A 21,598-nucleotide genomic window follows, 5' to 3' on the forward strand; every position below is an offset into this window, starting at 1 on the left:
TGTTCAGACCATCCACCTTTCACCAAAGTTTGTCAAATTAATTCGCGATGTAAATTTTGTATCGAAATAATCACAATTAATATTTCAGTAAAATCAGTGCGTTATGCGTCATAGTAAACGGGCACATGTCTATTTGTAACTTTATCAAACTTGACAACTTTGAAAATTGGGTGATTTTCGAAGCATACAGGAGGAACTCATGGACCCTGAAGAAATCGCCCGCAGCATGAATGGCCTGCTTCAAACCGTGTCGCCCGAGCGTATGGAAGCGCTGTTGCCGTCGCCGATGATCCAGAACCATGCAGCCTTCCTGCATCTGCTTTCAGACGGCGCGCTCGCCTGTGCCTGGTTCGGCGGCACGCTCGAGGGCAAATCGGACATTTCCATCTTTGCTTCGGTGCTGCCCAAGGGGGCGACGCAATGGGGACCGCCGCAGCGCCTGAGCTTCGATGCCGCGCATTCGGAGCAAAACCCGGTGCTCTTCACTGCGCCCGATGGCAGGTTGTGGCTCTTTCACACCTCCCAACCCTCAGGCAATCAGGACGAGTGCCGGATCCGGATGGCTGAGGTCCGCCGCGATGCTTCCGATCCGCTGGTACTAGCGACCGGCGAAGGCCGTTACCTGGACCTTCCCCGTGGCTGCTTCATCCGCGCGCCGCTCGTGGTGCGCGGTGACGGCGCGTGGCTGCTGCCGATCTTTCGCTGCGTTCAGCGCCCCGGGCAGAAGTGGAACGGCAGCCATGATACGGCAGCCGTCGGCATTTCGCTTAATCAGAGCGAGACCTGGCAACTGGAAGAACTGGATCAGTCCATTGGCTGCGTGCACATGTCGCCGGTGTCGCTTGGCGAAGGCCGTCTTGCTGCCTTTTTCCGCCGGCGGCAGGCCGACTGGGTCTACAGGACCGAGAGCCTCGATGAGGGCCGCTCCTGGTCCAGGCCCGAGGCCAGTGACATCCCGAACAACAATTCCTCGATCGCCGCTCTCAGTCTGAAAGACGGCCGGATCGCGATGATCTGCAACCCCGTAAGCGCGGCCGACACCGCCGAACGACGCACGTCGCTTTATGACGAGCTCGGCGAGGACGACAACCGCCCGGACGCCGACCCCACGGGCGGTTGCGTTCCGATCTGGGGTGTCCGGCGCGCGCCAGTCTCTCTTTGCCTCTCTCAAGATGGCGGCAAGACATTTCCCGTGCGCCTGCTGATCGAGGACGGCCCCGGGACATGCCTTTCCAATGACTCGACCGACGGCCGCAACAAGGAGATGTCCTATCCCTGGCTGCTGGAGGGGCCGGACGGCGCCATGCACCTTGCCTACACCTACCACCGGCGCGCCATCAAATATGTCCGCCTGGCCCCTGGCTGGGACCACGCTGACCAACGGAGACCTTCATGAGCAATATCATCGGCATAACCATGGGCGACCCGTGCGGCGTCGGCCCCGAGATTTCGGTGCGCGCGCTGGCCGACATGTCGCCGCAAGAACGCGATACGGTCCGGATCTACGGCAATCTCGCGACGCTCGAAGCGGCCCGCGCCGCTCTCGGCCTTGAGGTTGATCTCACCGGACATGTCGTCGATCTGCCGATTGAAGGTGCGCCGCTTGCCTGGGGACAGCTGAGCCCTGTCGCCGGCGACGCGGCCTTTCGCTTCATCGAAAAGGCAGTGCGCGATGCAGAAGCCGGTGTGATCGGTTGCATCGTCACGGCGCCCATCAACAAGGAAGCGCTAAACCTTGCTGGTCATCACTATGACGGCCACACCGGAATGCTGCGCAGCCTCACGGGCTCCAAGGCTGCCTACATGCTGCTTGCCTCCGAGCGCCTCAAGGTTATCCACGTTTCCACCCACGTGGCGCTGCAGGAGGCGATCCGACGCTCGACGACGGAACGGGTGCTCGCCACGATCCGCGCCGGCGACGCTCACTTGAAGCGTATCGGCTACGTAGCGCCCAAAATCGCGGTCGCCGGCATCAATCCCCACTGTGGCGAAAATGGCCTGTTCGGCACCGAGGATGACGACCAGATCGTGCCGGCCGTTGCGCAAGCACGCGCGGAAGGCATCGATGCCTATGGACCGATTTCAGCAGATACGGTGTTCTATCGCGCCTATTCGGGCGCCTTCGACCTCGTGGTCGCGCAGTATCACGACCAAGGGCACATCCCCGTGAAGCTTGTCGCCTTCGACACCGCCGTGAACGTCTCGGTGGACCTGCCGATCGACCGAACCTCGGTCGATCACGGCACGGCCTTCGACATCGCCGGCAAGGGGATCGCCAACCACGGCAACATGAACTCCGCCATCGCCTATGCCCGCAAGTTGGTGGCAGGCGACGCCAAGCGAGGATGACACCATGACCATCGCTCCCATCACCCTTTATCAGCCGCGCCGCCTCGCCGTCGGCGCCGGCACAATCGCAGAGGTCGGCGCCTGGGCGGCCGATGCCCGTTCAGTGCTCGTCATCGCCACGCCGATCACCGCAGGCTTCGTCGACCGCCTGAAGCTTTCCGGCCGCGTTACGGTGTTCGACGCCATCCCGGGCGAACCCGATGTCGACACGCTCGATGCCGCACTCGACTTCGCGCGCCAAAACAGCCCGGACCTCATCGTCGGCCTTGGGGGCGGATCGGTGCTCGACGTCGCCAAGCTTGTCGCCGTGCTTTGGGACTCCGAGCAGACGCTTGCCGATGTCGCCGGGCCAAACCGCGTACTCGGCCGCAACACCCGCCTGGCTCAGGTCGCAACGACCGCCGGCACCGGCTCGGAAGCCGGGATCCGCTCGCTCATCACCGACCCGGCCAAGGGAAACAAGATCGCGGTCGAAAGCGCGCACATGATTGCCGACCTGGCTGTTCTCGATCCGGAACTCACCTATTCCGTGCCGCCGGCGGTAACCGCCGCCACCGGCGTCGACGCCATGGCCCATTGCGTGGAAGCCTTCACCAATCGCCGCGCCCATCCGATGATCGACGGCTTTGCCCGAATGGGCTTCAAGCTCGTGGGCAAACATCTCGCCCGCGCAGTCAGGGATGGAGCCGATACCGAGGCGCGAGAAGGGATGATGCTTGCTTCCTACTACGGCGGCATCTGCCTTGGGCCGGTCAATACCGCGGCTGGCCATGCCATCGCCTATCCGCTCGGAACGCGGCTTCGCCTGCCCCACGGATTGGCAAACGCCATCATCTTTCCGCATGTGCTCGCCTTCAACCAACCGGTTGCCGCGGCCAAGACGGCAGAAGTCGCAAGGGCGCTCGGTCTCGGCGAAGATCTCTCCTCCCAGGAACTCCTGGGCGCTGCCCGTGGCTTCTGCCGTGATCTCGGCATCGAGATGTCGCTTGCCGCTCACGGCGCAAGTGCCGACGACTTGCCGCTTTATGCAAGCGAGGCCCATGCCAACCGAAGGCTCATGGACAACAACCCGAGCGATATGAGTGTGGAGGACGTGCTTGCCGTCTACAAGGCAGCCTTTTGATCCATAGACCATGCAAAAAACAAAACCCCGGCGTCTGCCGGGGTTTTTGCTTTGTCGATTACTTGGTCGCTTGGAACAGACGTTCGCGGGATCCGGAAAGGTGGTCATGCATGAGTTGTCTCGCCTTTACGCCTTCACGCGCGGCAATCGCTTCCGCGATCGCTTCGTGCTCCCCGAAAACGCGCGTCAGCCCGGTCGTCTCCCGTTTGACCGAGGCGCCATGAAACCGCATCCCGACCGCGATGTGATCCTTGAGCGCTTCCATTGCCGTGAAAAAATAGCTGTTCTGGGCCGCACGTGCGATCGCAAGATGAAACTGGAAGTCCGCATCCTCCCGGTGCGATTGCCGGTTGGTGGCGTCCCGCATCAGTTCCAACGCCTGGCGGATGGCGGACAAGCTGGCCGCGTCATGCCGCTCGGCAGCAGCCTGCGCGGCAGCCGGCTCGACCGTCAATCGGAACTCGTAGCAGTTCAGAAGATCGGCGACGTTTTCCAGTTGTCCGAAGCCCAGCGGCTCACGCATGCCGACGGCACGAACGAAACTGCCGGCGCCGCGGCGTGAATAGATGAAACCCTGCTCGCGCAGCCGGCGCAACGCCTCTCGAATGATCGGACGCGAAACCTCGAATTCACTTGCCAGTTCGTGCTCGGTCGGCAAGCGCTCGTCCGGCTTGTAGGCGCCGGACTTGATCGCACGGTGCATGCGCTCAAAGACGAGATCGCCGAGGCTCTTGCGTGCTGTTCCGTTCTCCAGTCCCATCCGTCATCCCATCTTGCGAAGGACAGCCTCCGCGATTTCCTTAAGCGTATCCGGCGCGCCGAATCCGCCGGACTTGGCAATGATGCAACGTCCATCGACCTCAGCCAAGCCCAGGCCGGGCAGGCACTCGCCCAGCAGGCGAAAACGCTGGATGCCCATTTTCCTCAAAACTGCCTCTCCAGTTGCGCCGCCGGACAGAAGCAGCGTCCCTGCCCGTTCGACAAGGCCCGGACAGACGCTCTCGGCAAGCGCCTCGGAAACGGCCTCCGGCGTCACCTCCCCTTCACCCGGCACCGCCTGAACGAGCGTGATTGCGCCGCCGGTGTCGTCTGCGGCCGAAAGCCGCCCGTTGGGCGCGGGCAAATAGGATAAGGCAAGGTCGTTGCGAAGCGTGTCGATCTGGGCAAGGGTAATCGGGTCTCGGGACCCAATGACGAACAAAGCCCTACCGGCAATCACCTGGGCAGCCCGCGGTTGTTGACCGCCACTCATCCGTTCGGCAAGCGCCTCGGCCAGACCGCGCGCTCCAATCAGCAGATCCGTACCACTTCTTTCCGCATTCTCAAGCAAGGCGCGCATCTCGGCTTCAGTGGATACGTCCGGGATGATGGCCTTGGCCGCATGCCGGCCGAGCTTCTCGGCAACGGAGATGGGCACATCTACTCCGAAGCCTTGCACGCTGCCGGACATGACAACCCGACCGAAGGCCGGGATGGCGGGCGCCACGAGCGCCGATCCGAAAGACATTGCGTCGAGTTCGGCGACGATGTTGCCCTTAAGACGGGAGTCGACCTTCTTGAAGATGCGCGAACCCGAAGGCAGCGCAGCGAGCGTGGCAACTGTTCGTTGCCGGGCGGATGCGGGGCTGCGTTCTCGCGATCCGAGATTGACCGAAACCACGTCCGGCCCCGTTTTCAGGACATCATCGATCGCTTCGGGCGCCAAAGCGACTTCGACATAAAAGCCCCTCGCGGCAAAGGGCGCCGCGGCATCCAGAGCGCCGGTCAGATCATCAGCGACAATGACGAGCATCTCAAAATCCAGACGATTTGTTGTTATCTTTAATTGTCCATTTTATATTGAAATGTCAATATTTTTTGGAAAGAAATTACAAATTAGGCGCACTCTGCCGCGACCGATGTTAGGCATCGGTTCTCGTCCTTGGGCTTCCGTGCGCCGATTTTCAGGAAGCGCTCGCAATAGGATGGCAACGGCAGGTTTCAGGCCGCGATGCCATAAGCCTCGATCACGAGGACTGCGACGGTTTTCGCCGCTCTCGTCTAAGGGCGCCACGTCATCGGACCGAACAACACTGAGCTTCCCGGGCGCCGTCGCGAACGCATGGTGGCTGGACGTCGCGAGCGTTATCGCTGTGCGACTGGGCGTACCAGTGGCGTCACGCGTCGGATGGTCACGCGGCGGTTATCTTCCGCCGGCTCGGGCGTACTGATCTTGAGGAAACGCTCGCCGTAGCCTTGCGTCACCAGGTTCTCCGCCGGGATGCCGTAGACTTCCGTCAGGAGGACCGCGACGGACTCGGCACGCTCGTCGGAGAGGACGAGGTTCGACCGGTCGGAACCGACAGCGTCCGTGTGCCCCTCGATGAAGAAGGTTTCACCGGGATCCTTGCCGAGCACCTTCTGCATGGCGTCGGCGACCGTTCGCAGCGTCTTTGCCTGTGACATCGACACTTCGGCGCTGCCGGTTTCGAAATGGATCGTGTCGAGATCGATGCGCCGGACCTTGTCACGGAGACGGGCGGAATTGCGGACTTCATCGATGGAATAGACACGCTCCACGCGCTCGACCGGCGGTTCGGACAGAAACGCGTAGTAATCTCGATCCGGCTCCTGCGAATAGTCGACGATGTAGTCATCGACCGGGATCGTCAGGCGCATCGGCGGCAGGTCATAACCGACGTCGACGATCGCCGGGCGCCTTTCGTCCTGATAGTCCGGCGCGTACATCAACACATACTCGTTGCCATCGCTGTCGACGCGCGAGCGCTGCAAGACGTCACCGTAACGGTCATAGACGGTGACGATCCGGTAGCCGCCCGGGCGCACGATCGTTTCACGCACGCGGCCGCGCGGAAGCTCGTCGTAGTACGCCTCCCGCGCGCCGTGGCGCAGGCGCGGACGATCGTCGCCACGCACGAAGATCTGGTCGCCGACGCCAAGGACGACACGATCGTCGAGCCTCTCGACGACGCGCACCTCGGTCACATCATTGTTCGTCGTGCTGTTGACAGTCCTGTTGTTGATGACGGTATTGTTGACGATGTTCGTCGTGTCCGGCACCGCGAATGCTGGCACCGCGTCAACGCGTCGACCTTCCTCCTTGATCCCGGCCTCGATCCTCTGCGCGGCCGTCTGCCGCACGTCGGCCGGGATTTCAGCCTGGGCCGCGGCGTCATCCGTCGGTGGCGCTATGTTCCCCTGGACGCGCAATTCTTCGCGCTGCTTGCGCCGAGCCTCGCGCCCCTGGTTGCCGCCGGACTTGTCGGCGTCCTTGTCACTGTCGAGCACGGCCGCGCCGTTATCGACCGGAAGCACAATGGTTTCGTCGGTCGCTGCCGGATCCTGGGCGATCTTTCGCTTGTCTGCCTTCGTGCGCTTGTCGACGACAACAGGTGCAGGCTTGGCCTGAGGCTCCTCACTCTGGCGCTGTTCGGCCGTCACGGGCTGTTCAGACCCTGGAACGGGCTGCGGCTCACTCTCACCGGTCTGTGGCGCCAGCTTTTGCTCTTCCGGCTGCTGACGTTCAGTTTGCTGCTTGCGCTTCTTGGGCACCGGTACCTGCGCTTCCCCAGCGTTCTGCGGAGTGCTCTCATCTATAGCGGGTTGCTGTCCTTCTGCCTGCTCTTTGCGCTTCTTGCGTTCAGGTGCTTGTTGTTCCTCAGCCTGCCGCGGAGCGCCTTCCTCTATGGCGGGTTGCTGTTCTTCTGCCTGCTGCTTGCGCTTCTTGCGTTCGGGAGCCTGTTGTTCTTCAGCCTTCCGTGGCGCGCTTTCCTCGGTACCGGGCTGCTGTTCTTCAGCCTGTTGCTTGCGCTTCTTGCGCTGAGGCGCCTGTTGCTCTTCAGCCTGCCGCGGAGCGCCTTTCTCGATGGCGGGTTGCTGTTCTTCTGCCTGCTGCTTGCGCTTCTTGCGTTCGGGCGCCTGCTGTTCTTCAGCCTTCCGTGGCGCGCTTTCCTCGGTACCGGGCTGCTGTTCCTCAGCCTGTTGCTTGCGCTTCTTGCGAGACGGCTCTTCTGCCTGGCGCTGCGGCTCCTCGGCCTGCGGTTGCTGCTGTTCTACCTGCCCTTCCCCCCCGTCCTGCTGCTTCTTGCGCTTCTTGAGCAGCAGTAAATCCTCGGGCGACTGCTGGTCGACGCCTTCCTGAGCGACCTGGAACGGCACCCTCAGGTTCTCGGCCAGCGCCGGCTGTATCACGAATGATGCGGCGAAGACTGGAAGGGCCACCGTTGCGAAAAGTTTGGAAGGCATCGACATGATTTTCACTCCTGTTACTGGGAGACCCCAGCGCCCGTTGGCGCTGTACGAACGGCGCGCCTTACGACGCGGCACAAGCGGGGCCATCACCCGAGCCTCCGACTTTTGTGGCAGTCAAAGGCTAGTCCCAACGCAGCAGCGAACAAACGGTTCCGCCCAGCAGACCCTGTTGCGAAACTGCCAACTGCAGGGTCGGGCGGCCGGTCCCGGGAAACGGAAAGGCAAAAATGAGGAGTATCGGCCAGGTGTACGAGCAGCCGTGATCACTAAGATGGCTGTCGGTCGTGGCGATCCACTTGAGCGGCCGCCAGCCGCGACGCTGGCCGATCCGGATTGCCGTTCAGTAGAGGCGCGAGGCGGCATTGGGCATGCTGGGGTTCGATCGCCCCATCGGCGGAGCAGACGTCCGTCCTGTTGATCCTGGATGAAGTGGTATCGGCAAAAAACTCTCTCCGCCGCCACCATTGCTCGCGGGGCTCTCCGGCACGCCGGAAGGCCGCCAGGTGCTGGAAGAGGCCAAGGCCCTGGCCCGCGCTCTTGAGCGACGTCTTGGCAGTTCGGATCCGGGAAGTTTCAATTAGGAGCTCGATCGTCTGGGGTTGAAAGATCCGGCTGTAGTCGATCGCATCAAGGACGTCGCCAGCCTTGTCAATAGGACACCGGGCGGAGTTGAGCCGGGCCTATGAACTCACGTGTGGGCTGAAGAAGGGACTGGGCTTGGGCATGTGAGGCATGTCGGCGATGTGAGGTACCCAGAACCGCTGGGCCAGATTTAAGAAAGAATGCCCAGTATTTCACGGCGCTGTTTAAGGTGTTTCGCGGGGTTCTGTTCCTTCAGCTTTACGAGGTTGAGGACCTTCCAGCGGACAGCCGGAAGATCCGCTGCCTGTGGAAGGCCGATCGCGTCGAAATCGGGCTCGCCGTCATGGAGCGTTAGAAGGAACCGCATGGCCTTTTCATCCAGCCTTGCGAGAATATCGCCGGTCAATCGGTTCCTCACCCCTTCCAACTCGTTAAGGCTGACTGCTTCCGATGTCATGCCCTCGAACTCTTTTACGAAAGCCTCGTCGAGCTTCACGAGCGAGGGACGCACCAATTCGTGCGGCGGTCGGCCGGAGCTTGCGACATAAACGAGGAACGTGTGAAACAACGCATCTGTCAGACCTTCATTCTCATACAGCAGCTTCACGTCGAACAAGTCACGTGGATGCTGGCGGTCGACAGCTGCATGCAGCTTGCCGCCGAAAAGGTCCTCGAACGAAACGACCTTCATTTCCGCAAAGCCGAATTCGTCTTCGACCGCTTCGCTCACGCGTCGTAGTTCAGGCGGGTGGACCGTCCCTCTGGCGACCGGCGAGGTCTCGATCTTGATTTCGGCGCCTCCTTGCCGGACGAGGACGCGCGTGTCGTTGTTGCCTCCGCCGGCTATCCTCTGCACCGTGACACCCCGGAGGTTTCGCAGTAGATCGTGCGGATTTGCTCGAGTGTGGTGTCGATACCTTTCAGCGTCGTCTCGCGATCCTCGATCGGGAGATAGGTCAGATCAATATCGACTGATAGTCGTGGCATGTCGCGGTAGAAGAGGTTGATCGCCGTGCCACCTTTAAGGGCGAAGGTTTCCTGACGTGCAATGAAAGGAAGGGTCTTCACCAGGAGTTCCACTTGCCGCATATATTGCTCACGCGCCACGGGGCGTCTCATTTGGCATCAGCTCGTCTGGAATGGTGATTCGGTAAGCCGGGTGAAGCCGACCACCTGGGGTGAGTGCTCGGTCGCCCGTGCCGAGATCGATCGCCGACATGTCGATGTGCCTGCGCCAAGCGTGCCCGTGCTTGTCTGCATAAACGAAGAAGAGGCGCTTGGTCTTTACACTTCGGCACTCCGCCAGAAGTCTTGTCAGCAGCTTCGGGCGCAGATTGGCCAGGCTCTCGAACGCCATGTCGACGGTGTGGAAGCTTTCGCTCTTTGGCAGCTCATCGAGCATTTCGATGATCGCGCGTTCAGGAGACGACATCGGGATCGGCCAGCGCCACGGGCTCAGGGCGAGCTCGCCGTCGGCATCGTCCGATAGATTGAAATCAGAATGTTCAACGCCGAGGGCCGCGTCTCCAAACAAATTGGCGCTTCTGGTCAGGATCCGCGCATCGGTATGCATTTTCGACAGCCACAACGGAATGTCGGAGCCGTAGAGGCAAAGAACGAACTCGCCGCTGAGCGAGAGATAGTGACTATGGCCCCGCAGGGAGAGAGCACTTGCCCCGCCAACGTGGAATTTGTGCCGCATCAGCCATATGGCCGAAAGCAAAGGGATCTTCCATCCCGTAACGGCATCCGGGTTCGTGTCTGGCGAAAATGGACGTCGATAGAGGCCCGTCAATGCTGGTTCCAACCAACCGCGTTTGACGTAGCCCGAAACCGATTGTCGCGAGATGGCGTGACGAGCCATCCACGCAGTGTCCACCAGGAATCCAGGTGGGACGGCTTGGAGAAGCTGCTTTAGCTTTGTCTCGCTTTGTCCACTCATGTTTGACATTGTAGCGCGTCTGTAAAGTTATCGCCACTGCTACTTTAATGAAAGCTGCAAATGTCAATTGAAAATTGACAAAAATCGTCTCATCCAAAGTGGGTCGTCCGTTTTTTCTCTCGGTTTTTGATAGCTGCAATCAACGCGCCCGGGAATCGTTGGCCTGTTGTCTTCTCGTCCCGTTGCCACCACGAGATCGGATCGCGATAACTGTCGCAGCGATCACCGACGCCTCTCAACCGAGCTCGCATTCGGGATTGCCGGCTCTCTCTACGTTCGGGCGGTCACGCGCGCTCCACGGCTCGCGCTTGTGCAGCACTTCGCCATGGCGACAGGCCCAACCACGAGAGAACGGGCCCCGGACGTTGCCTTTTTGGCAATCGACCTTGCGAATATCTGTGCTTCTTCGGCAAGGGAAACTCTGAATAATTGGCCGTGCAAACAACTCTTCAGAGATCCGCAAGATGGCCTATGTCATTACCGAACCCTGCATCGACGTGAAGGATGGCGACTGCACCGCCGCCTGCCCTGTGGACTGCATTTACGAGGGTGGCCGCACCTTCTACATCCACCCCGACGAATGCATAAATTGCGGGCTCTGTCTTTCGATCTGTCCCGTCGATGCCATTGCCTGGGATCAGGAGATACCAAACAACCAGCGCCACTTCATCGCTGTGAACAAGGAGTTCTTCGGGTCCGATGTCACGGGGATGGGGTCGCCCGGCGGCTGGAGCAAGGAGTGCTCCACGACGCAGGACCATCCTTTCGTTGCCGCCTTCGAGAAGGCAGCCGCGATCGCTTAGCAAGTCCGCCCCCTATAGGAGACCAGAGGGTGACGCCTACCGCCTTGTCGCCGCGCTCACCAGCTGGCGTAATAGGCCCTTGTTGCCGCGGCCAGTTTGGTCACGCGTCCCCGCTCGGCGGTCAGCCGCGGAAGGTCAGCGCGCGCCTGCTGCAGGAGTTCGGCCCGGGCAGCCTCGAAATCGACCCGGGTCAACCGTCCATCGCACAGGATCTCCTGTCCGCCGACATAGAGCGCCTTTGCATGCGCGGCCGTCATCCGGGTAAGCAGCACCTCCGCTTCATCCAGGTCGTCCATCAGGCTGTCGGCAACCAGCGCAGCATAGTCCACGAGCACCAGGTCTTCGTTCGCCGGGGCGTTCACCACCTTGGCGCCGACATGGATCGCGGCATCGAAGACACGTCCCGCCGTAAAGGTTCGCGTCAGGTCGCGGCCGCCATGCAGCAGATGGGCAAGGCGCAATTCGCGCCAGAGATCCTGGTCATCGTCAAAGCCCGTTCCGTCGAGGCCGAACGCGAAAGCGGGGCCGCTTGGCGGAATGGTGGCGACCGGCGCCACGCCTGATCGCAGGCGCAAATTCGCCGACGGGTTCGAAACGAGCTGCACGCCGCGCGCAGCCAGCAGCTCCAACTCGTCCGGTCGCAGCTGGACGCCGTGGGCGACGGCGAGGCGGGGCGACAGGAAGCCGATCTCGTCGAGGTATCGGACAACCCCTTGCGGAAAGCGCCGATCCAGCCATTGCCTCTGCCTCGGGCTTTCAAGGAGATGCATGTGAATGCGCCGGCCGGTTGCGTGAGAGGCCTCGGCGATCGCTTCGAGCAGTGCATTGGAACACCATTGCGGCCCGATCGGACCATACTGCACATCGATCAACGGACTTGTGTTGGCCGCAGCGACCGCGTCGGCTGCCGAGATCTGCACCGATGGCGGCGCATAGCTCGGGATCGAGCCGCTGAGATCGTCCCAGTCTGCCGGATCAAGATATGGCCGCAATCGCTGAGGCCCGCCGTCATAGGCCCACGGATCGTAGTCGAGAAGCGGGCAGGAAAGCGCAAGCCTTATGCCTGCGTCGCACGCCGCGCGCATGACCGCGCCTGCCTCGTCGACGAGACGGTCGATGTTCAAAGAATTATGGCAATGCATGGTCGCGCCGACGCCCGTTTGCGCCAACCTTGAGAAGGCCACCAGCGCTTCCAGATAGGGCTCGGTTCGCGGTCGAAGCCGAAGTCCCGGGATCCACACTTCCAGGGCATCGTCCGCGTTGCCAAAATCGAGCGTGCGGATGCCATAACCATGGTCATGGGCGTTGACGGGCGGCGGCATAAGCAAAGCACCGGCCGGGATCGTCGTCCATGAGGCGCCCTCAGGCAAATGATCCAACAGATTTTGCGTGCGCCCTGCGGCCTCGTGGCCCGGTCGCAAGAGAAGTCGCCCGGGAACGGATGCTGTATTCACGGATGGATCGCCTCCATGATCTGGTCGCTGAACCTCTGCAGTTCCGCGCCGACAAATTCGATGACGGCTTCCGCCGCATGCGTGCGCTGCCGGCGTCGCTGCACCAGAATCCCGACATGCAGGTTCTGAAGGCGCGAGCCGGAAAGCGGTATGGCGACGAGATCGCCCGATCTGATCTCGGCGAGGAAACCGATCGGCGTGAAGAAAGCCACGCCCTGACCGGACAGGATGAAAGGTTTGAGCATCATCTGGCTGTTCGAGAGAACAAAAGGCCGCCCGGTCCGCTCGAAGACCGAGAGTTCGATTTCGATGAGCGAGCGGATCGGTTGCGTGTCGAGTTGCAGGAGAAGGTCGTACTGGGCGCATTCGGCAAGCGAAACCTGCCGCTGTTTGGCCAGCGGATGTTCCCGTCCGACGAAGGCCATCAGCGGCATCGGCACGCGAAAGAGCATCTCGGTATCGTCAGGCCGGGCCAGATCGAAGGTCAGGCCCATATCGACATCGCCCTCGGCGACCAGGCTGCTGATATTGCCGTGGCCGGCGGTGTGGATGTGAAAGCTCACGCCGGGATGGATACTGTGGAACGCGTTGACCATGTCCGGCAGGAATTGGATCGCCAGGCTATCGAGGCAGGACATCTGCACCCGACCAGTCTTTTTCCCCTGCAGGGCGCCGAGGTCGCTGCGCAGCAGTTCGAAATTTTCCAGCGTCACCCGGGCGTGGCGCAGCACGTTTTCCCCGGCAACAGTCAGCCTCAGACCATTCGAGAGCCGCTCGAAGAGCGCGATCCCAAGCTCGTCCTCCAGTTTCTTGATCTGCCGGCTGACCGCCGAGGATGCGACATGAAGCTCCTCGGAGGCCTTGCGAATGGACCCGGACCGAGCGACCGAGACGAAGTATTTCAGGATGCTGGCGTGCATTCGATTGGACCCCTCCTCCCCTGGGCCCCGACCTATAACACGCTCACCGTCCCCTCCAAACGGGCGCGCGCTTCTCCTGAAAAGCGCGCACACCTTCCAGCGCATCCTCGCTGTTCAGCGCCTTCACAAGCGCGGGCGTGCGTAATCCCTGGGCTTCCGCCGGAGACAGGTGTGCGGTGCGATTGACCGTCTGCTTGATGGCGCGCAGCGAGAGCGGCGCACAGGCGACGATTTCCTTCACCCAGCGGGAGACGGCCGCGTCGAGCTCGCCCGGTTCGGCAAGTTCGTTGACGATACCAAAGGCGTGCATCTCGGCGGCCGAGAACCGCCGACCGGTCAACAGCACACCCATGGCAAGGTTGTGCGGGATCCTGCGCTGAAGAAGCACCATGCCGCCATCGAGCGGCAGGCGCCCGACGCGAGCCTCGGGCAGGCCGAAGGCCGCCTCCGTCGAAGCTATGACGATATCGCAGCCGAGAACCATCTCGAATCCACCACCGAGCGCATAGCCATTGACCCTCGCGATGACAGGAACATCCAGAGAGCGGCGAAAGGCCAGTCCTCCAAAGCCGTTCGGCCGGCTTTCGGTCCAGTAATCAAGGCCGGTCTTTTCAGCCCCCTTCAGATCCGCCCCGGCGCAGAACGCCCGTTCGCCGGCGCCCGTCAAGACGACGCAGCTGATGTCGTCGCGTGCTTCGATCTCCTCCCAGATCGCATCCAGTTCGCGCTCGGTTGCGGCATCCACCGCGTTCATCCGCTCGGGACGGTTGAGAGTGACGCTTGCGACGCGATCCTCTACCACGAAGGTGACGCTCATGCCGCATCTCCCTGACGAACCGAAAGCCCCGAAAGGATCTCGTCATTGTGCTCGCCGAGCGTCGGCGGCGCGATGCGAACCGTCACGGTCGCCGCCGACATGTCGATCGGCGAACCAACCAGCCGGATCGGACCGGCCTTCGTCTCTCCCGCGTCCAGGATCATGCCGTTGATCGTCGTCTGCTCGTCGTTAAGGGCTTCGGGAAGCGAGCGTACCGGTGCGCAGAGAATGTCCACCTGTTCCAAGCGGCCGAGCCAATGGGCGCTGCTGTTTTTTGCGAACGCCTCGCGGAAGATTTGCTGCAAATCCGGACGGCGCTGCATCTGCGCGTCGAAATCGACAAATTGCGGCTGGAGGGACAGGTCCTCGATCTCAAGGGCATTGCAGATGTCGCGCAGCGGATTCTGCTTGAAGGCACCGACCATGACGATGGCGCCGTCGGTCGTCTCGAACACGCCCGTCAGCGGGAAGGCGCCCCAGTTCAGGTCCTTTTCCCGCATCATGTGCGTGGTGCCTTCCTGCATCTGCATGGCGAGCATCGAACTGTAGAGGCTGACCGCCACTTGCTGGCCGTGCCCGGTCTTTTCGCGATGCAGCAAGGCAAGCAGAATGCCCTGCACCAGGTGCATGCCGGCCGAGTAGTCGGCAAGCGGCGTCGCGTAGATCGACAGCGGATGGCTCGCGTCGGACTTGCGCCGCATGACGCCCGAAAGCGCCTGCGCCAGGATGTCCTGCCCGCCCTTGTGCCGGTAGGGACCCTCAAGGCCGAAGCCCGTGCCGACGGCGTAGATCAGCCGTGGGTTTGTCCGCCTCAGCTCTTCATAGCCGAAACCCATGCGCTCCATGACGTCAGGACGGAAATTGTTGACGACCACGTCGGCAGTGTCGATCAGCGCGCGGACGGCTGCCCGCGCCTCGTCCTGCTTGAGGTCGAGTGCAAGGCTCTTCTTGTTGCGGTTGAGCGAGGAGAAAACCGGATTGTTGAGGCCATCCGGGTCGGAGCCCAGCGACCAGCGCGAGAGGTCGCCGATCTTGGCCTTTTCGACCTTGATGACCTCGGCGCCGTAATCGGCCAGCATCTGCGTGCAGCACGGGCCAAGCATGACCTGGGTAAAGTCGACGACGCGGATACCGTCGAGGGGAAGAGACGTCATTCTGCGGCCTCCAGATAGGTTGCATTTTCGGATGGTACGTCGCCGGGATCGGCGCCCTGCGCCCGCAGCTGCTTCTGGATCGCCTTGACGTCGGCGTCTCGCACCTTGACGCCGGCATTGAGCGCGACGGTGGCGGCAACACCGGCCGCCTCGCCCATCGCCATGCAGGGCGGGATCTCGCGGCTCGATTTTTGCGCCTGAATGGTCGCGGAATAATGCCGGCCTGCGACGATCAACTGATCGACCTCCTTGGGCAGCATGGCCCTATAGGGCGTGTAGTAGTCGCGGCCACGGCACACGGTGTCGGTGAAGTGCTGGCGGTTCATCACGTCGTCCTTGGTGACGACATATTCGCCCTGGAGCAGTCGCGACTGGCGCACGCCCGTCTGCGGCGCAAAGTCGATCACATGGGCATTTTCGAAGCCCGGCAGGTTGGCGCGGGCGAAGTCGAGCAGGCGGGCAATGCGGCCACGGCCCTCGAGTTCCGCATAGGTTAAGTCTTCGACACGGAGGCCAGAGAGCTTCGGCATGTGCGGGCAGTTGAGCCAGATGACGCCCGGCAGCGGGGTCTTCAGCCACCAGAACGACCAGCAACCGCCAATCAGACGCTTGGCCTCGTGGTCGATTGCCTTGAACTTTTCGGGTTCCTCGAATTCGAAGCGCTCGGCGGCTTCAGTGTCGATGCCCCCCCAGCGGGAAACCGTCGTCAGGATGAAATTGCCGTCCGTATGCTGGGCGCCGGCATCGGCCGCGACGTCGAGGTCGCCCGAGGCGTCGATGACGACGTCGCCCATGATGGCCTCGCGGCCGGATTTCGTCTGGCAAACCACACCCTTGATCGTGCCGTTCTCGACGATCGCCGAGGAGAACCAGCTATGGGTCCTCAGCTTCACGCCGGATTCGCGCAGGATGTCGTAGGAGACGCGCTTGAAGGCGTCCGGATCGAAGGCGGCCGCATAGCAGATCGGGTGCGGCGCAGACGGCGTGTGGAAGTCGAACAGGCCCCAGCGCGCCCATCTTTGCCAGGCTTCCGGCGTATCGCGAATATCGAGCTGGCGGTCGCCATCCGTCGGCGTGACGCAAAGGCCGAGCGTCTTCATCCGTTCGATCATTTCCATGCAGATGCCACGCACGGTGATTTCGACGCCGTTGACCATGTCGTCGAGCACCAGAACCATACCGCCTGCGGCAAGGCCACCGACATAGGGATAGCGTTCGATAAGCGTGACGCTGGCTCCGGTGCGTGCCGCCGAAACCGCGGCGGAGATCCCAGCCGGTCCACCGCCGACGACGACGACGTCCGAGCGGTCGACGATCCGGGCATTGCGCAGGGGTTCTCTGATTGTTTCCATGGTCGTTCCTCCATAGGGGACGTGTCCGGCGAAATGTGAGGAGCTCACAGCCAGTGACTTCGTCGGTTGACCGGACCCGGTTATCCAGGTCCGGCAGCAAAGGGTTTGGGGGTCAGTGGTCTGTCGTCGGTTTCCAGCGGACGATCTTCGATTCCGCGTAGGAGACGGCAAAGAAGAGAACCACGGCAAGCGAGGCCGCAATCACCACCGTCGCGTAAAGCAGCGGCGAGCGGAAATTGTAGGTCGCCTCGATGATCAGCGCACCGAGACCGTAGCTGGAGCCGATCCATTCGGCGACGATCGCGCCCATCACGCTGCTGGTTGCCGCAATCTTCAGCGCGGCGAACAGAAAGGGCAGCGAGCCCGGCAGGCGAACCTTCCAGAAGATTTCGGAATTGCTGGCAGACAGGATGCGCATCAGGTCGAGCATTGCGGGGCTCGCCGACTTCAGTCCCTGCACCATGTTGACCAGCGTCGGGAAGAAGCAGATCAGGCCGGCGATGATGATCTTCGGCGCGATGCCGTTGCCGACAAGCAGCACCAGGATCGGGGCAAGCGCGATGATCGGGATCGACTTGATGATGACGGCGATCGGATAGAAGGCGCGTTCCGCGAGCGGGCTATAGACGAACCAGACCGCCAGAAGGACGGCGATGACATTGCCGAAGATAAAACCGAGAACGGCCTCCATGAGCGTCGGCCAGAAGTTCGTCCAGAGCACGCCGGCGTTTTCGCCGAAGGCCTTGATGACGTCGACCGGTCCGGGCGCCATGAAGGTCGGCACCGAAAAACCCCAGACGACGAGTTGCCACAAAAGGATGCAGCCAAGGATCGCGAGTGTCGCCGGAAGATGTCGCAGGATCGCAGCGGCAAGACCATCGAGTATCCGGAACCGGTTGCCGTCGGTCAAAGCGCGGCCTTCCGCCTGTGAAGGAAGGGCATTCGCCATCAGCATTCTCCCAAAAGTTTGCGCAGGTGGGCGGTCACCTGGATGAACTCGACCGTGTCGCGCATCGCGAGAGTTCGCGGATAGGGCAAGTCGACTTTCATGAACTCTTTGACGCGGCCGGGATGGGCGGCGAGCATCAGCACATGTTGACCGAGGAAGACGGCCTCGGGGATCGAATGGGTGACGAAGAGGATCGTCGTGCCGGTTTCCTGCCAGAGGCGCAGCAGTTCTTCGTTCAGCTTGTCGCGCGTGATCTCGTCGAGCGCGCCGAAAGGCTCGTCCATCAAGAGAATACGCGGGCGGGTCACCAGTGCCCGGGCGATCGCCACGCGCTGGCGCTGGCCGCCCGACAATTCGTGCGGCATCGCCTTCTCGCGCCCCTTCAAGCCCACGAGGGCGAGAAGCTCTTCCGGATCGGCATAGGTCGCGCCCGGTTCGCGTTTTCCCACCAGCAGCGGGAGACGTACATTGTCGATCACATTGCGCCACGGCAGCAGCGTCGCTTCCTGGAAGACGAAGGCGAAATCGCGCCCCTCGCGCGCCTTGCGCGGTGTCTGGCCATGGACGGACACCGAACCGTCGGTGATGTGCACGAGATCCGCGACGGTACGCAGCAAAGTCGACTTGCCGCAGCCGGATGGGCCGAGCATGGTCACGAGCGAGCCGGCCGGTATCTCGACCGAGACATCGGAGAGTGCGGTGAAGCCTGAATCATCCGCGCCAAAGCGAATGTGAAGGTTCTTCACCGACACCGCGGCGTTGCCGAGCGAAGCCTGGCCGGGTCTGATAAGCGTTTCCAACATCGCCTTATCCTACGCTCTTGCGGACATCGGCCGTCGCATCCAGGATTGCCATTGTGTAGACGTCATCGACGTTGGGAACCGGACCTGTGAACTGGCCGAGGTCCGCATATGTCTTGATTTGCTCCGCCCAGTTTGCCTGGTCCATGCCTCCCCAACCCTCGCTCGCGGTGGTTTCGTTGAACACGAACTTCATCAGCGGTCCGATGGCCTCCAGCTCGCTCGCCTTGTCGAGGTTGGGGTAGGATTCAAGCAGGATGTCGACGGCCTCTTCCTGATGGTCGCGGGCATAACCCCACCCGCGCGCCGAACCGGATACGAAGGCTGCGAGCTGGTCCGCGTGATTTTGCAACTGGTCGTCGGTGGTATAGTAGACGTTGGCATAAAGCCGGATACCGCCATCCCAGAGCGTCAGATCGACCCGGTCATCCCCAAGCACTTTCAGGGCGTTGACGTTCGTCAGCCAGCCACAGACCGCATCGGCCTGGCCGGTCACGAGCTGGTTCATGTCCGAGCCCATGTTGACGATCTTGACCTGGTCTTCCGATATGCCGTTCTTGGCGAGAAGCGCGCGCAGAAGAATGACCGAGGTCGGGATCGCGGCGATCGTCTTGCCAATCATGTCCTGAGGCTTGGCGATCGGATTTGCCTTGCGAGAGAAATAGGCGAAGGGATGTTTTTGGTAGCCGGCGGCGAATGCCTTGATCGGTGCGCCGGCCGAACGAGCCAGCATGACTGACGGGCTGGAGGAAATCTGACCGATGGTCGACTGGCCAACGGCAACACCCGCAACACCATCGACATTCGGTCCGCCGGGCACGATTTCGAGCTCTATGCTCTTCTCGGCGTAGTAACCCTTCTTGCGGGCCACGAGCTCTCCGAGAAGCCCGTTCGATGGCAGCCAACCGAGCTGCATGCGTATCGTCGCGGAATCGGCCGCAAGGCCTGGTGAAACATTGATGAGGCTATGAGTTGCGGCAATCGCGCCCATTGCGGCCGCATTCGAAAGGAAACCTCGGCGGTTCATCATAAAACGAGACATATCGTTCCCCTTGCTTGTTATGGGAGCGATGATGATGGAATTTGGCATCTCATAAAGCACAATTTTTAGCGGTTGGCATTGCCGATACGGCAACGCTCGGGTCGGAATTTAGGTTTGCCGTTTTGGCAATGACGGGGTCGAAAGATTGTTCTTTCTGCCGGATCCATCGCATCCGATAAGCAGAGACATGATCAAAGTGTGAGCGCCGCGGAGGATAGATATGGTGCAGAAAAACCTGATCGATGGGGAATGGATCGCCGGTAGCGAAGCGTTCCGCAACATCAACCCGTCCGATACCAACGACGTGGTCGGCGAATACGCCCGCGCGTCAGCCGAGGATGCGCGCGCAGCGATCGCTGCCGCCAAGGCGGCGTTTCCGGCCTGGTCGCGCTCCGGTATCCTCGAGCGCCACGCGATCCTGAGGAAGACCGCCGACGAGATCCTTGCCCGCAAGGACGAACTCGGAAAGCTCTTGTCGCGTGAGGAAGGCAAGACCTTGGCCGAAGGCATCGGCGAGACGGTGCGCGCCGGCCAGATCTTCGACTTCTTCGCCGGCGAGTGCCTGCGGTTGGCGGGCGAAGTGCTGCCGTCGGCAAGACCCAATATCGGCGTCGAGATCACCCGCGAGCCGATCGGTGTCGTCGGCATCATCACGCCCTGGAACTTCCCGATCGCCATTCCCGCCTGGAAGATCGCGCCGGCGCTTTGCTACGGCAACACCGTCGTCTTCAAGCCGGCCGAACTGGTGCCCGGCAGTTCCTGGGCGATCGTCGACATTCTTCACCGTGCCGGCCTGCCGAAGGGCGTCTTGAACCTCGTGATGGGCAAGGGCTCGGTCGTCGGCCAGGCCATGCTCGACAGCCCGGACATTCACGCCATCACCTTCACCGGCTCGACCGGCACGGGAAAACGCGTGGCGCTCGCCTCCGTCGAACACAATCGCAAATACCAGCTGGAGATGGGCGGCAAGAACCCGTTCGTCGTACTTGACGACGCCGATCTTGCGGTCGCGGTCGAGGCGGCGGTCAATTCCGCCTTCTTCTCGACCGGCCAGCGCTGCACCGCATCTTCGCGCCTCATCGTCACCGAGGGCATTCACGATCGCTTCGTGGGGGCCATGGGCGAACGGATGAAGGGGCTTGTGATCGACGACGCCTTGAAGGCCGGCACCCAGATCGGTCCGGTGGTCGATGAGAGCCAGCTCAACCAGGACACCGACTATATCGCCATCGGCCGCCAGGAAGGCGCCAAGCTTGCCTTCGGCGGCGAGCTTCTGAAGCGCGACACGCCCGGCTTCTACCTGCAGCCGGCGCTGTTTACCGAAGCGACGAACGCGATGCGCATTTCTCGGGAAGAGATCTTCGGGCCGGTCGCATCCGTCATCCGCGTCAAGGACTACGATGAGGCGCTCACTGTCGCCAACGACACGCCCTTCGGTCTGTCCTCGGGCATTGCCACCACCAGCCTCAAGCACGCGACCCATTTCAAGCGCAATGCCGACGCCGGCATGGTGATGGTCAACCTGCCGACGGCGGGCGTCGACTTCCACGTGCCCTTCGGCGGCCGCAAGGGCTCGTCCCACGGCTCACGCGAGCAGGGGCGCTACGCCGCCGAGTTCTACACCACCGTCAAGACGGCCTACACGCTCGCTTAAATGTGAGACAAGCCCCGGCGTCCAACATCCATCTCGGTGTTGGGCGGCGGGGCTGTTTCGATATACAGATCAGGCCGCAAGGATAATTGCCGAGGCCGCCAGCTCAGAAGGTCGCGATTTTCTCTCAGAGAACGGGATAGAGGCCTCGCGAAGACACCACGTACTGGATCGCCGCAAGCAGGATCGCGATCACAACGGTCACACCGATACGCAACGTTCTTTCAAGGAAGGTTTCCTGGCCCTGCATCGTCAAACCTCGTTCTGAAACAGGTGTATCGACAATCGGCAAGGTCAGAGTATCAGGCGCGCGAGCGCGAGCACAGACCGCAATGACAAGTCGCAGAACGGGAACGACCTTTAAAAACCCGTCCGCCGCTTCAGATCAGAGACGGACGGGAGCCCCGGG

The 21,598-nt window shown here is 61.8% G+C and carries 18 protein-coding genes and 1 pseudogene; 5 read left to right on the forward strand and 14 right to left on the reverse strand.

Going from position 1 to position 21,598, the window contains the following annotated elements:
* The first annotated feature begins 199 nt into the window (after positions 1 to 199).
* Genes FA04_RS32650 through FA04_RS32660 form a run of 3 tightly spaced genes read left to right on the forward strand, consistent with a single transcriptional unit; the run spans position 200 to position 3,472 of the window.
* A complete protein-coding gene (locus FA04_RS32650) occupies positions 200 to 1,396 on the forward strand; it encodes a sialidase family protein (RefSeq protein ID WP_034796134.1) in 1,197 nt (398 codons plus the stop codon).
* A complete protein-coding gene (gene pdxA, locus FA04_RS32655) occupies positions 1,393 to 2,349 on the forward strand; it encodes a 4-hydroxythreonine-4-phosphate dehydrogenase PdxA (RefSeq protein ID WP_034796131.1) in 957 nt (318 codons plus the stop codon). The genes FA04_RS32650 and pdxA overlap by 4 nt, the downstream gene beginning before the upstream one ends.
* A 4-nt stretch (positions 2,350 to 2,353) precedes the next feature.
* Positions 2,354 to 3,472: an iron-containing alcohol dehydrogenase gene (locus FA04_RS32660; RefSeq protein ID WP_034796128.1), complete on the forward strand. Its 1,119-nt coding sequence runs from the start codon at positions 2,354 to 2,356 to the stop codon at positions 3,470 to 3,472.
* 58 nt (positions 3,473 to 3,530) lie between these two features.
* Here FA04_RS32660 and FA04_RS32665 read toward each other — a convergent pair whose 3' ends face one another.
* From FA04_RS32665 to FA04_RS32685, 5 genes and pseudogenes are all read right to left on the reverse strand, one after another.
* Positions 3,531 to 4,232: a FadR/GntR family transcriptional regulator gene (locus FA04_RS32665; protein WP_034796126.1), complete on the reverse strand. Its 702-nt coding sequence runs from the start codon at positions 4,230 to 4,232 to the stop codon at positions 3,531 to 3,533.
* Between the two features lie 3 nt (positions 4,233 to 4,235).
* The gene (locus FA04_RS32670) at positions 4,236 to 5,264 is read right to left on the reverse strand and encodes a four-carbon acid sugar kinase family protein (protein ID WP_034796123.1); all 1,029 of its coding nucleotides are present in this window, start codon (positions 5,262 to 5,264) and stop codon (positions 4,236 to 4,238) included.
* A gap of 332 nt (positions 5,265 to 5,596) precedes the next feature.
* Positions 5,597 to 7,723, reverse strand: coding sequence for an OmpA family protein (locus FA04_RS32675; RefSeq protein ID WP_034796119.1), 2,127 nt, complete (start codon positions 7,721 to 7,723; stop codon positions 5,597 to 5,599).
* A gap of 772 nt (positions 7,724 to 8,495) precedes the next feature.
* Positions 8,496 to 9,412, reverse strand: a pseudogene (locus FA04_RS32680) (nucleotidyl transferase AbiEii/AbiGii toxin family protein).
* Positions 9,402 to 10,247, reverse strand: a complete 846-nt coding sequence (locus tag FA04_RS32685; protein ID WP_034796116.1) for a type IV toxin-antitoxin system AbiEi family antitoxin domain-containing protein — start codon at positions 10,245 to 10,247, stop codon at positions 9,402 to 9,404. Before FA04_RS32685 ends, FA04_RS32680 begins: the two are co-directional and overlap by 11 nt.
* A gap of 464 nt (positions 10,248 to 10,711) precedes the next feature.
* Here FA04_RS32685 and fdxA point away from each other — a divergent pair, with 464 nt between their 5' ends.
* Positions 10,712 to 11,050 (forward strand): ferredoxin, encoded by a 339-nt coding sequence (fdxA, locus tag FA04_RS32690; protein ID WP_034796100.1) that lies wholly within the window; start codon positions 10,712 to 10,714, stop codon positions 11,048 to 11,050.
* Positions 11,051 to 11,106: 56 nt separating this feature from the next.
* On the opposite strand, the gene FA04_RS32695 is transcribed toward fdxA, so the two are convergent.
* From FA04_RS32695 to FA04_RS32730, 8 genes are all read right to left on the reverse strand, one after another.
* Entirely contained in the window at positions 11,107 to 12,432 is a 1,326-nt protein-coding gene (locus FA04_RS32695; protein WP_335669437.1) for an amidohydrolase family protein, read from the reverse strand.
* A gap of 68 nt (positions 12,433 to 12,500) precedes the next feature.
* Positions 12,501 to 13,424, reverse strand: coding sequence for a LysR family transcriptional regulator (locus tag FA04_RS32700; RefSeq protein WP_034796085.1), 924 nt, complete (start codon positions 13,422 to 13,424; stop codon positions 12,501 to 12,503).
* A gap of 43 nt (positions 13,425 to 13,467) precedes the next feature.
* Positions 13,468 to 14,241 (reverse strand): enoyl-CoA hydratase-related protein, encoded by a 774-nt coding sequence (locus tag FA04_RS32705; protein ID WP_034796082.1) that lies wholly within the window; start codon positions 14,239 to 14,241, stop codon positions 13,468 to 13,470.
* Positions 14,238 to 15,395 (reverse strand): CaiB/BaiF CoA transferase family protein, encoded by a 1,158-nt coding sequence (locus FA04_RS32710; protein WP_034796079.1) that lies wholly within the window; start codon positions 15,393 to 15,395, stop codon positions 14,238 to 14,240. The genes FA04_RS32705 and FA04_RS32710 overlap by 4 nt, the downstream gene beginning before the upstream one ends.
* On the reverse strand, positions 15,392 to 16,747 hold the full coding sequence (locus FA04_RS32715) for an FAD-dependent oxidoreductase (protein ID WP_034796075.1): 1,356 nt from the start codon (positions 16,745 to 16,747) through the stop codon (positions 15,392 to 15,394). The genes FA04_RS32710 and FA04_RS32715 overlap by 4 nt, the downstream gene beginning before the upstream one ends.
* 112 nt (positions 16,748 to 16,859) lie before the next feature.
* Positions 16,860 to 17,696, reverse strand: a complete 837-nt coding sequence (locus tag FA04_RS32720; RefSeq protein WP_034796058.1) for an ABC transporter permease — start codon at positions 17,694 to 17,696, stop codon at positions 16,860 to 16,862.
* Positions 17,696 to 18,499: an ABC transporter ATP-binding protein gene (locus FA04_RS32725; RefSeq protein WP_034796056.1), complete on the reverse strand. Its 804-nt coding sequence runs from the start codon at positions 18,497 to 18,499 to the stop codon at positions 17,696 to 17,698. The genes FA04_RS32720 and FA04_RS32725 overlap by 1 nt, the downstream gene beginning before the upstream one ends.
* Positions 18,500 to 18,503: 4 nt before the next feature.
* Positions 18,504 to 19,538: an ABC transporter substrate-binding protein gene (locus tag FA04_RS32730; protein WP_034796052.1), complete on the reverse strand. Its 1,035-nt coding sequence runs from the start codon at positions 19,536 to 19,538 to the stop codon at positions 18,504 to 18,506.
* Positions 19,539 to 19,758: 220 nt separating this feature from the next.
* On the opposite strand from FA04_RS32730, the gene FA04_RS32735 reads away from it, so the two are divergent.
* Positions 19,759 to 21,192: an aldehyde dehydrogenase family protein gene (locus FA04_RS32735; RefSeq protein ID WP_064817076.1), complete on the forward strand. Its 1,434-nt coding sequence runs from the start codon at positions 19,759 to 19,761 to the stop codon at positions 21,190 to 21,192.
* A gap of 124 nt (positions 21,193 to 21,316) precedes the next feature.
* On the opposite strand, the gene FA04_RS36465 is transcribed toward FA04_RS32735, so the two are convergent.
* The gene (locus FA04_RS36465) at positions 21,317 to 21,439 is read right to left on the reverse strand and encodes a hypothetical protein (RefSeq protein ID WP_257785210.1); all 123 of its coding nucleotides are present in this window, start codon (positions 21,437 to 21,439) and stop codon (positions 21,317 to 21,319) included.
* Positions 21,440 to 21,598: the final 159 nt, after the last annotated feature.

It is taken from the genome of Ensifer adhaerens (assembly GCF_000697965.2).
GTDB lineage: Bacteria > Pseudomonadota > Alphaproteobacteria > Rhizobiales > Rhizobiaceae > Ensifer > Ensifer adhaerens.

What these genes read in the sequence shown, in the direction of transcription:
- FA04_RS32650 (WP_034796134.1), top strand. Translation starts at nt 200, where the DNA reads ATGGACCCTGAAGAAATCGCCCGCAGCATGAATGGCCTGCTTCAAACC.
- pdxA (WP_034796131.1), top strand. Translation starts at nt 1,393, where the DNA reads ATGAGCAATATCATCGGCATAACCATGGGCGACCCGTGCGGCGTCGGC.
- FA04_RS32660 (WP_034796128.1), top strand. Translation starts at nt 2,354, where the DNA reads ATGACCATCGCTCCCATCACCCTTTATCAGCCGCGCCGCCTCGCCGTC.
- FA04_RS32665 (WP_034796126.1), bottom strand. Translation starts at nt 4,232, where the DNA reads ATGGGACTGGAGAACGGAACAGCACGCAAGAGCCTCGGCGATCTCGTC.
- FA04_RS32670 (WP_034796123.1), bottom strand. Translation starts at nt 5,264, where the DNA reads ATGCTCGTCATTGTCGCTGATGATCTGACCGGCGCTCTGGATGCCGCG.
- FA04_RS32675 (WP_034796119.1), bottom strand. Translation starts at nt 7,723, where the DNA reads ATGTCGATGCCTTCCAAACTTTTCGCAACGGTGGCCCTTCCAGTCTTC.
- FA04_RS32685 (WP_034796116.1), bottom strand. Translation starts at nt 10,247, where the DNA reads ATGAGTGGACAAAGCGAGACAAAGCTAAAGCAGCTTCTCCAAGCCGTC.
- fdxA (WP_034796100.1), top strand. Translation starts at nt 10,712, where the DNA reads ATGGCCTATGTCATTACCGAACCCTGCATCGACGTGAAGGATGGCGAC.
- FA04_RS32700 (WP_034796085.1), bottom strand. Translation starts at nt 13,424, where the DNA reads ATGCACGCCAGCATCCTGAAATACTTCGTCTCGGTCGCTCGGTCCGGG.
- FA04_RS32705 (WP_034796082.1), bottom strand. Translation starts at nt 14,241, where the DNA reads ATGAGCGTCACCTTCGTGGTAGAGGATCGCGTCGCAAGCGTCACTCTC.
- FA04_RS32710 (WP_034796079.1), bottom strand. Translation starts at nt 15,395, where the DNA reads ATGACGTCTCTTCCCCTCGACGGTATCCGCGTCGTCGACTTTACCCAG.
- FA04_RS32715 (WP_034796075.1), bottom strand. Translation starts at nt 16,747, where the DNA reads ATGGAAACAATCAGAGAACCCCTGCGCAATGCCCGGATCGTCGACCGC.
- FA04_RS32720 (WP_034796058.1), bottom strand. Translation starts at nt 17,696, where the DNA reads ATGGCGAATGCCCTTCCTTCACAGGCGGAAGGCCGCGCTTTGACCGAC.
- FA04_RS32725 (WP_034796056.1), bottom strand. Translation starts at nt 18,499, where the DNA reads ATGTTGGAAACGCTTATCAGACCCGGCCAGGCTTCGCTCGGCAACGCC.
- FA04_RS32730 (WP_034796052.1), bottom strand. Translation starts at nt 19,538, where the DNA reads ATGTCTCGTTTTATGATGAACCGCCGAGGTTTCCTTTCGAATGCGGCC.
- FA04_RS32735 (WP_064817076.1), top strand. Translation starts at nt 19,759, where the DNA reads ATGGTGCAGAAAAACCTGATCGATGGGGAATGGATCGCCGGTAGCGAA.
- FA04_RS36465 (WP_257785210.1), bottom strand. Translation starts at nt 21,439, where the DNA reads ATGCAGGGCCAGGAAACCTTCCTTGAAAGAACGTTGCGTATCGGTGTG.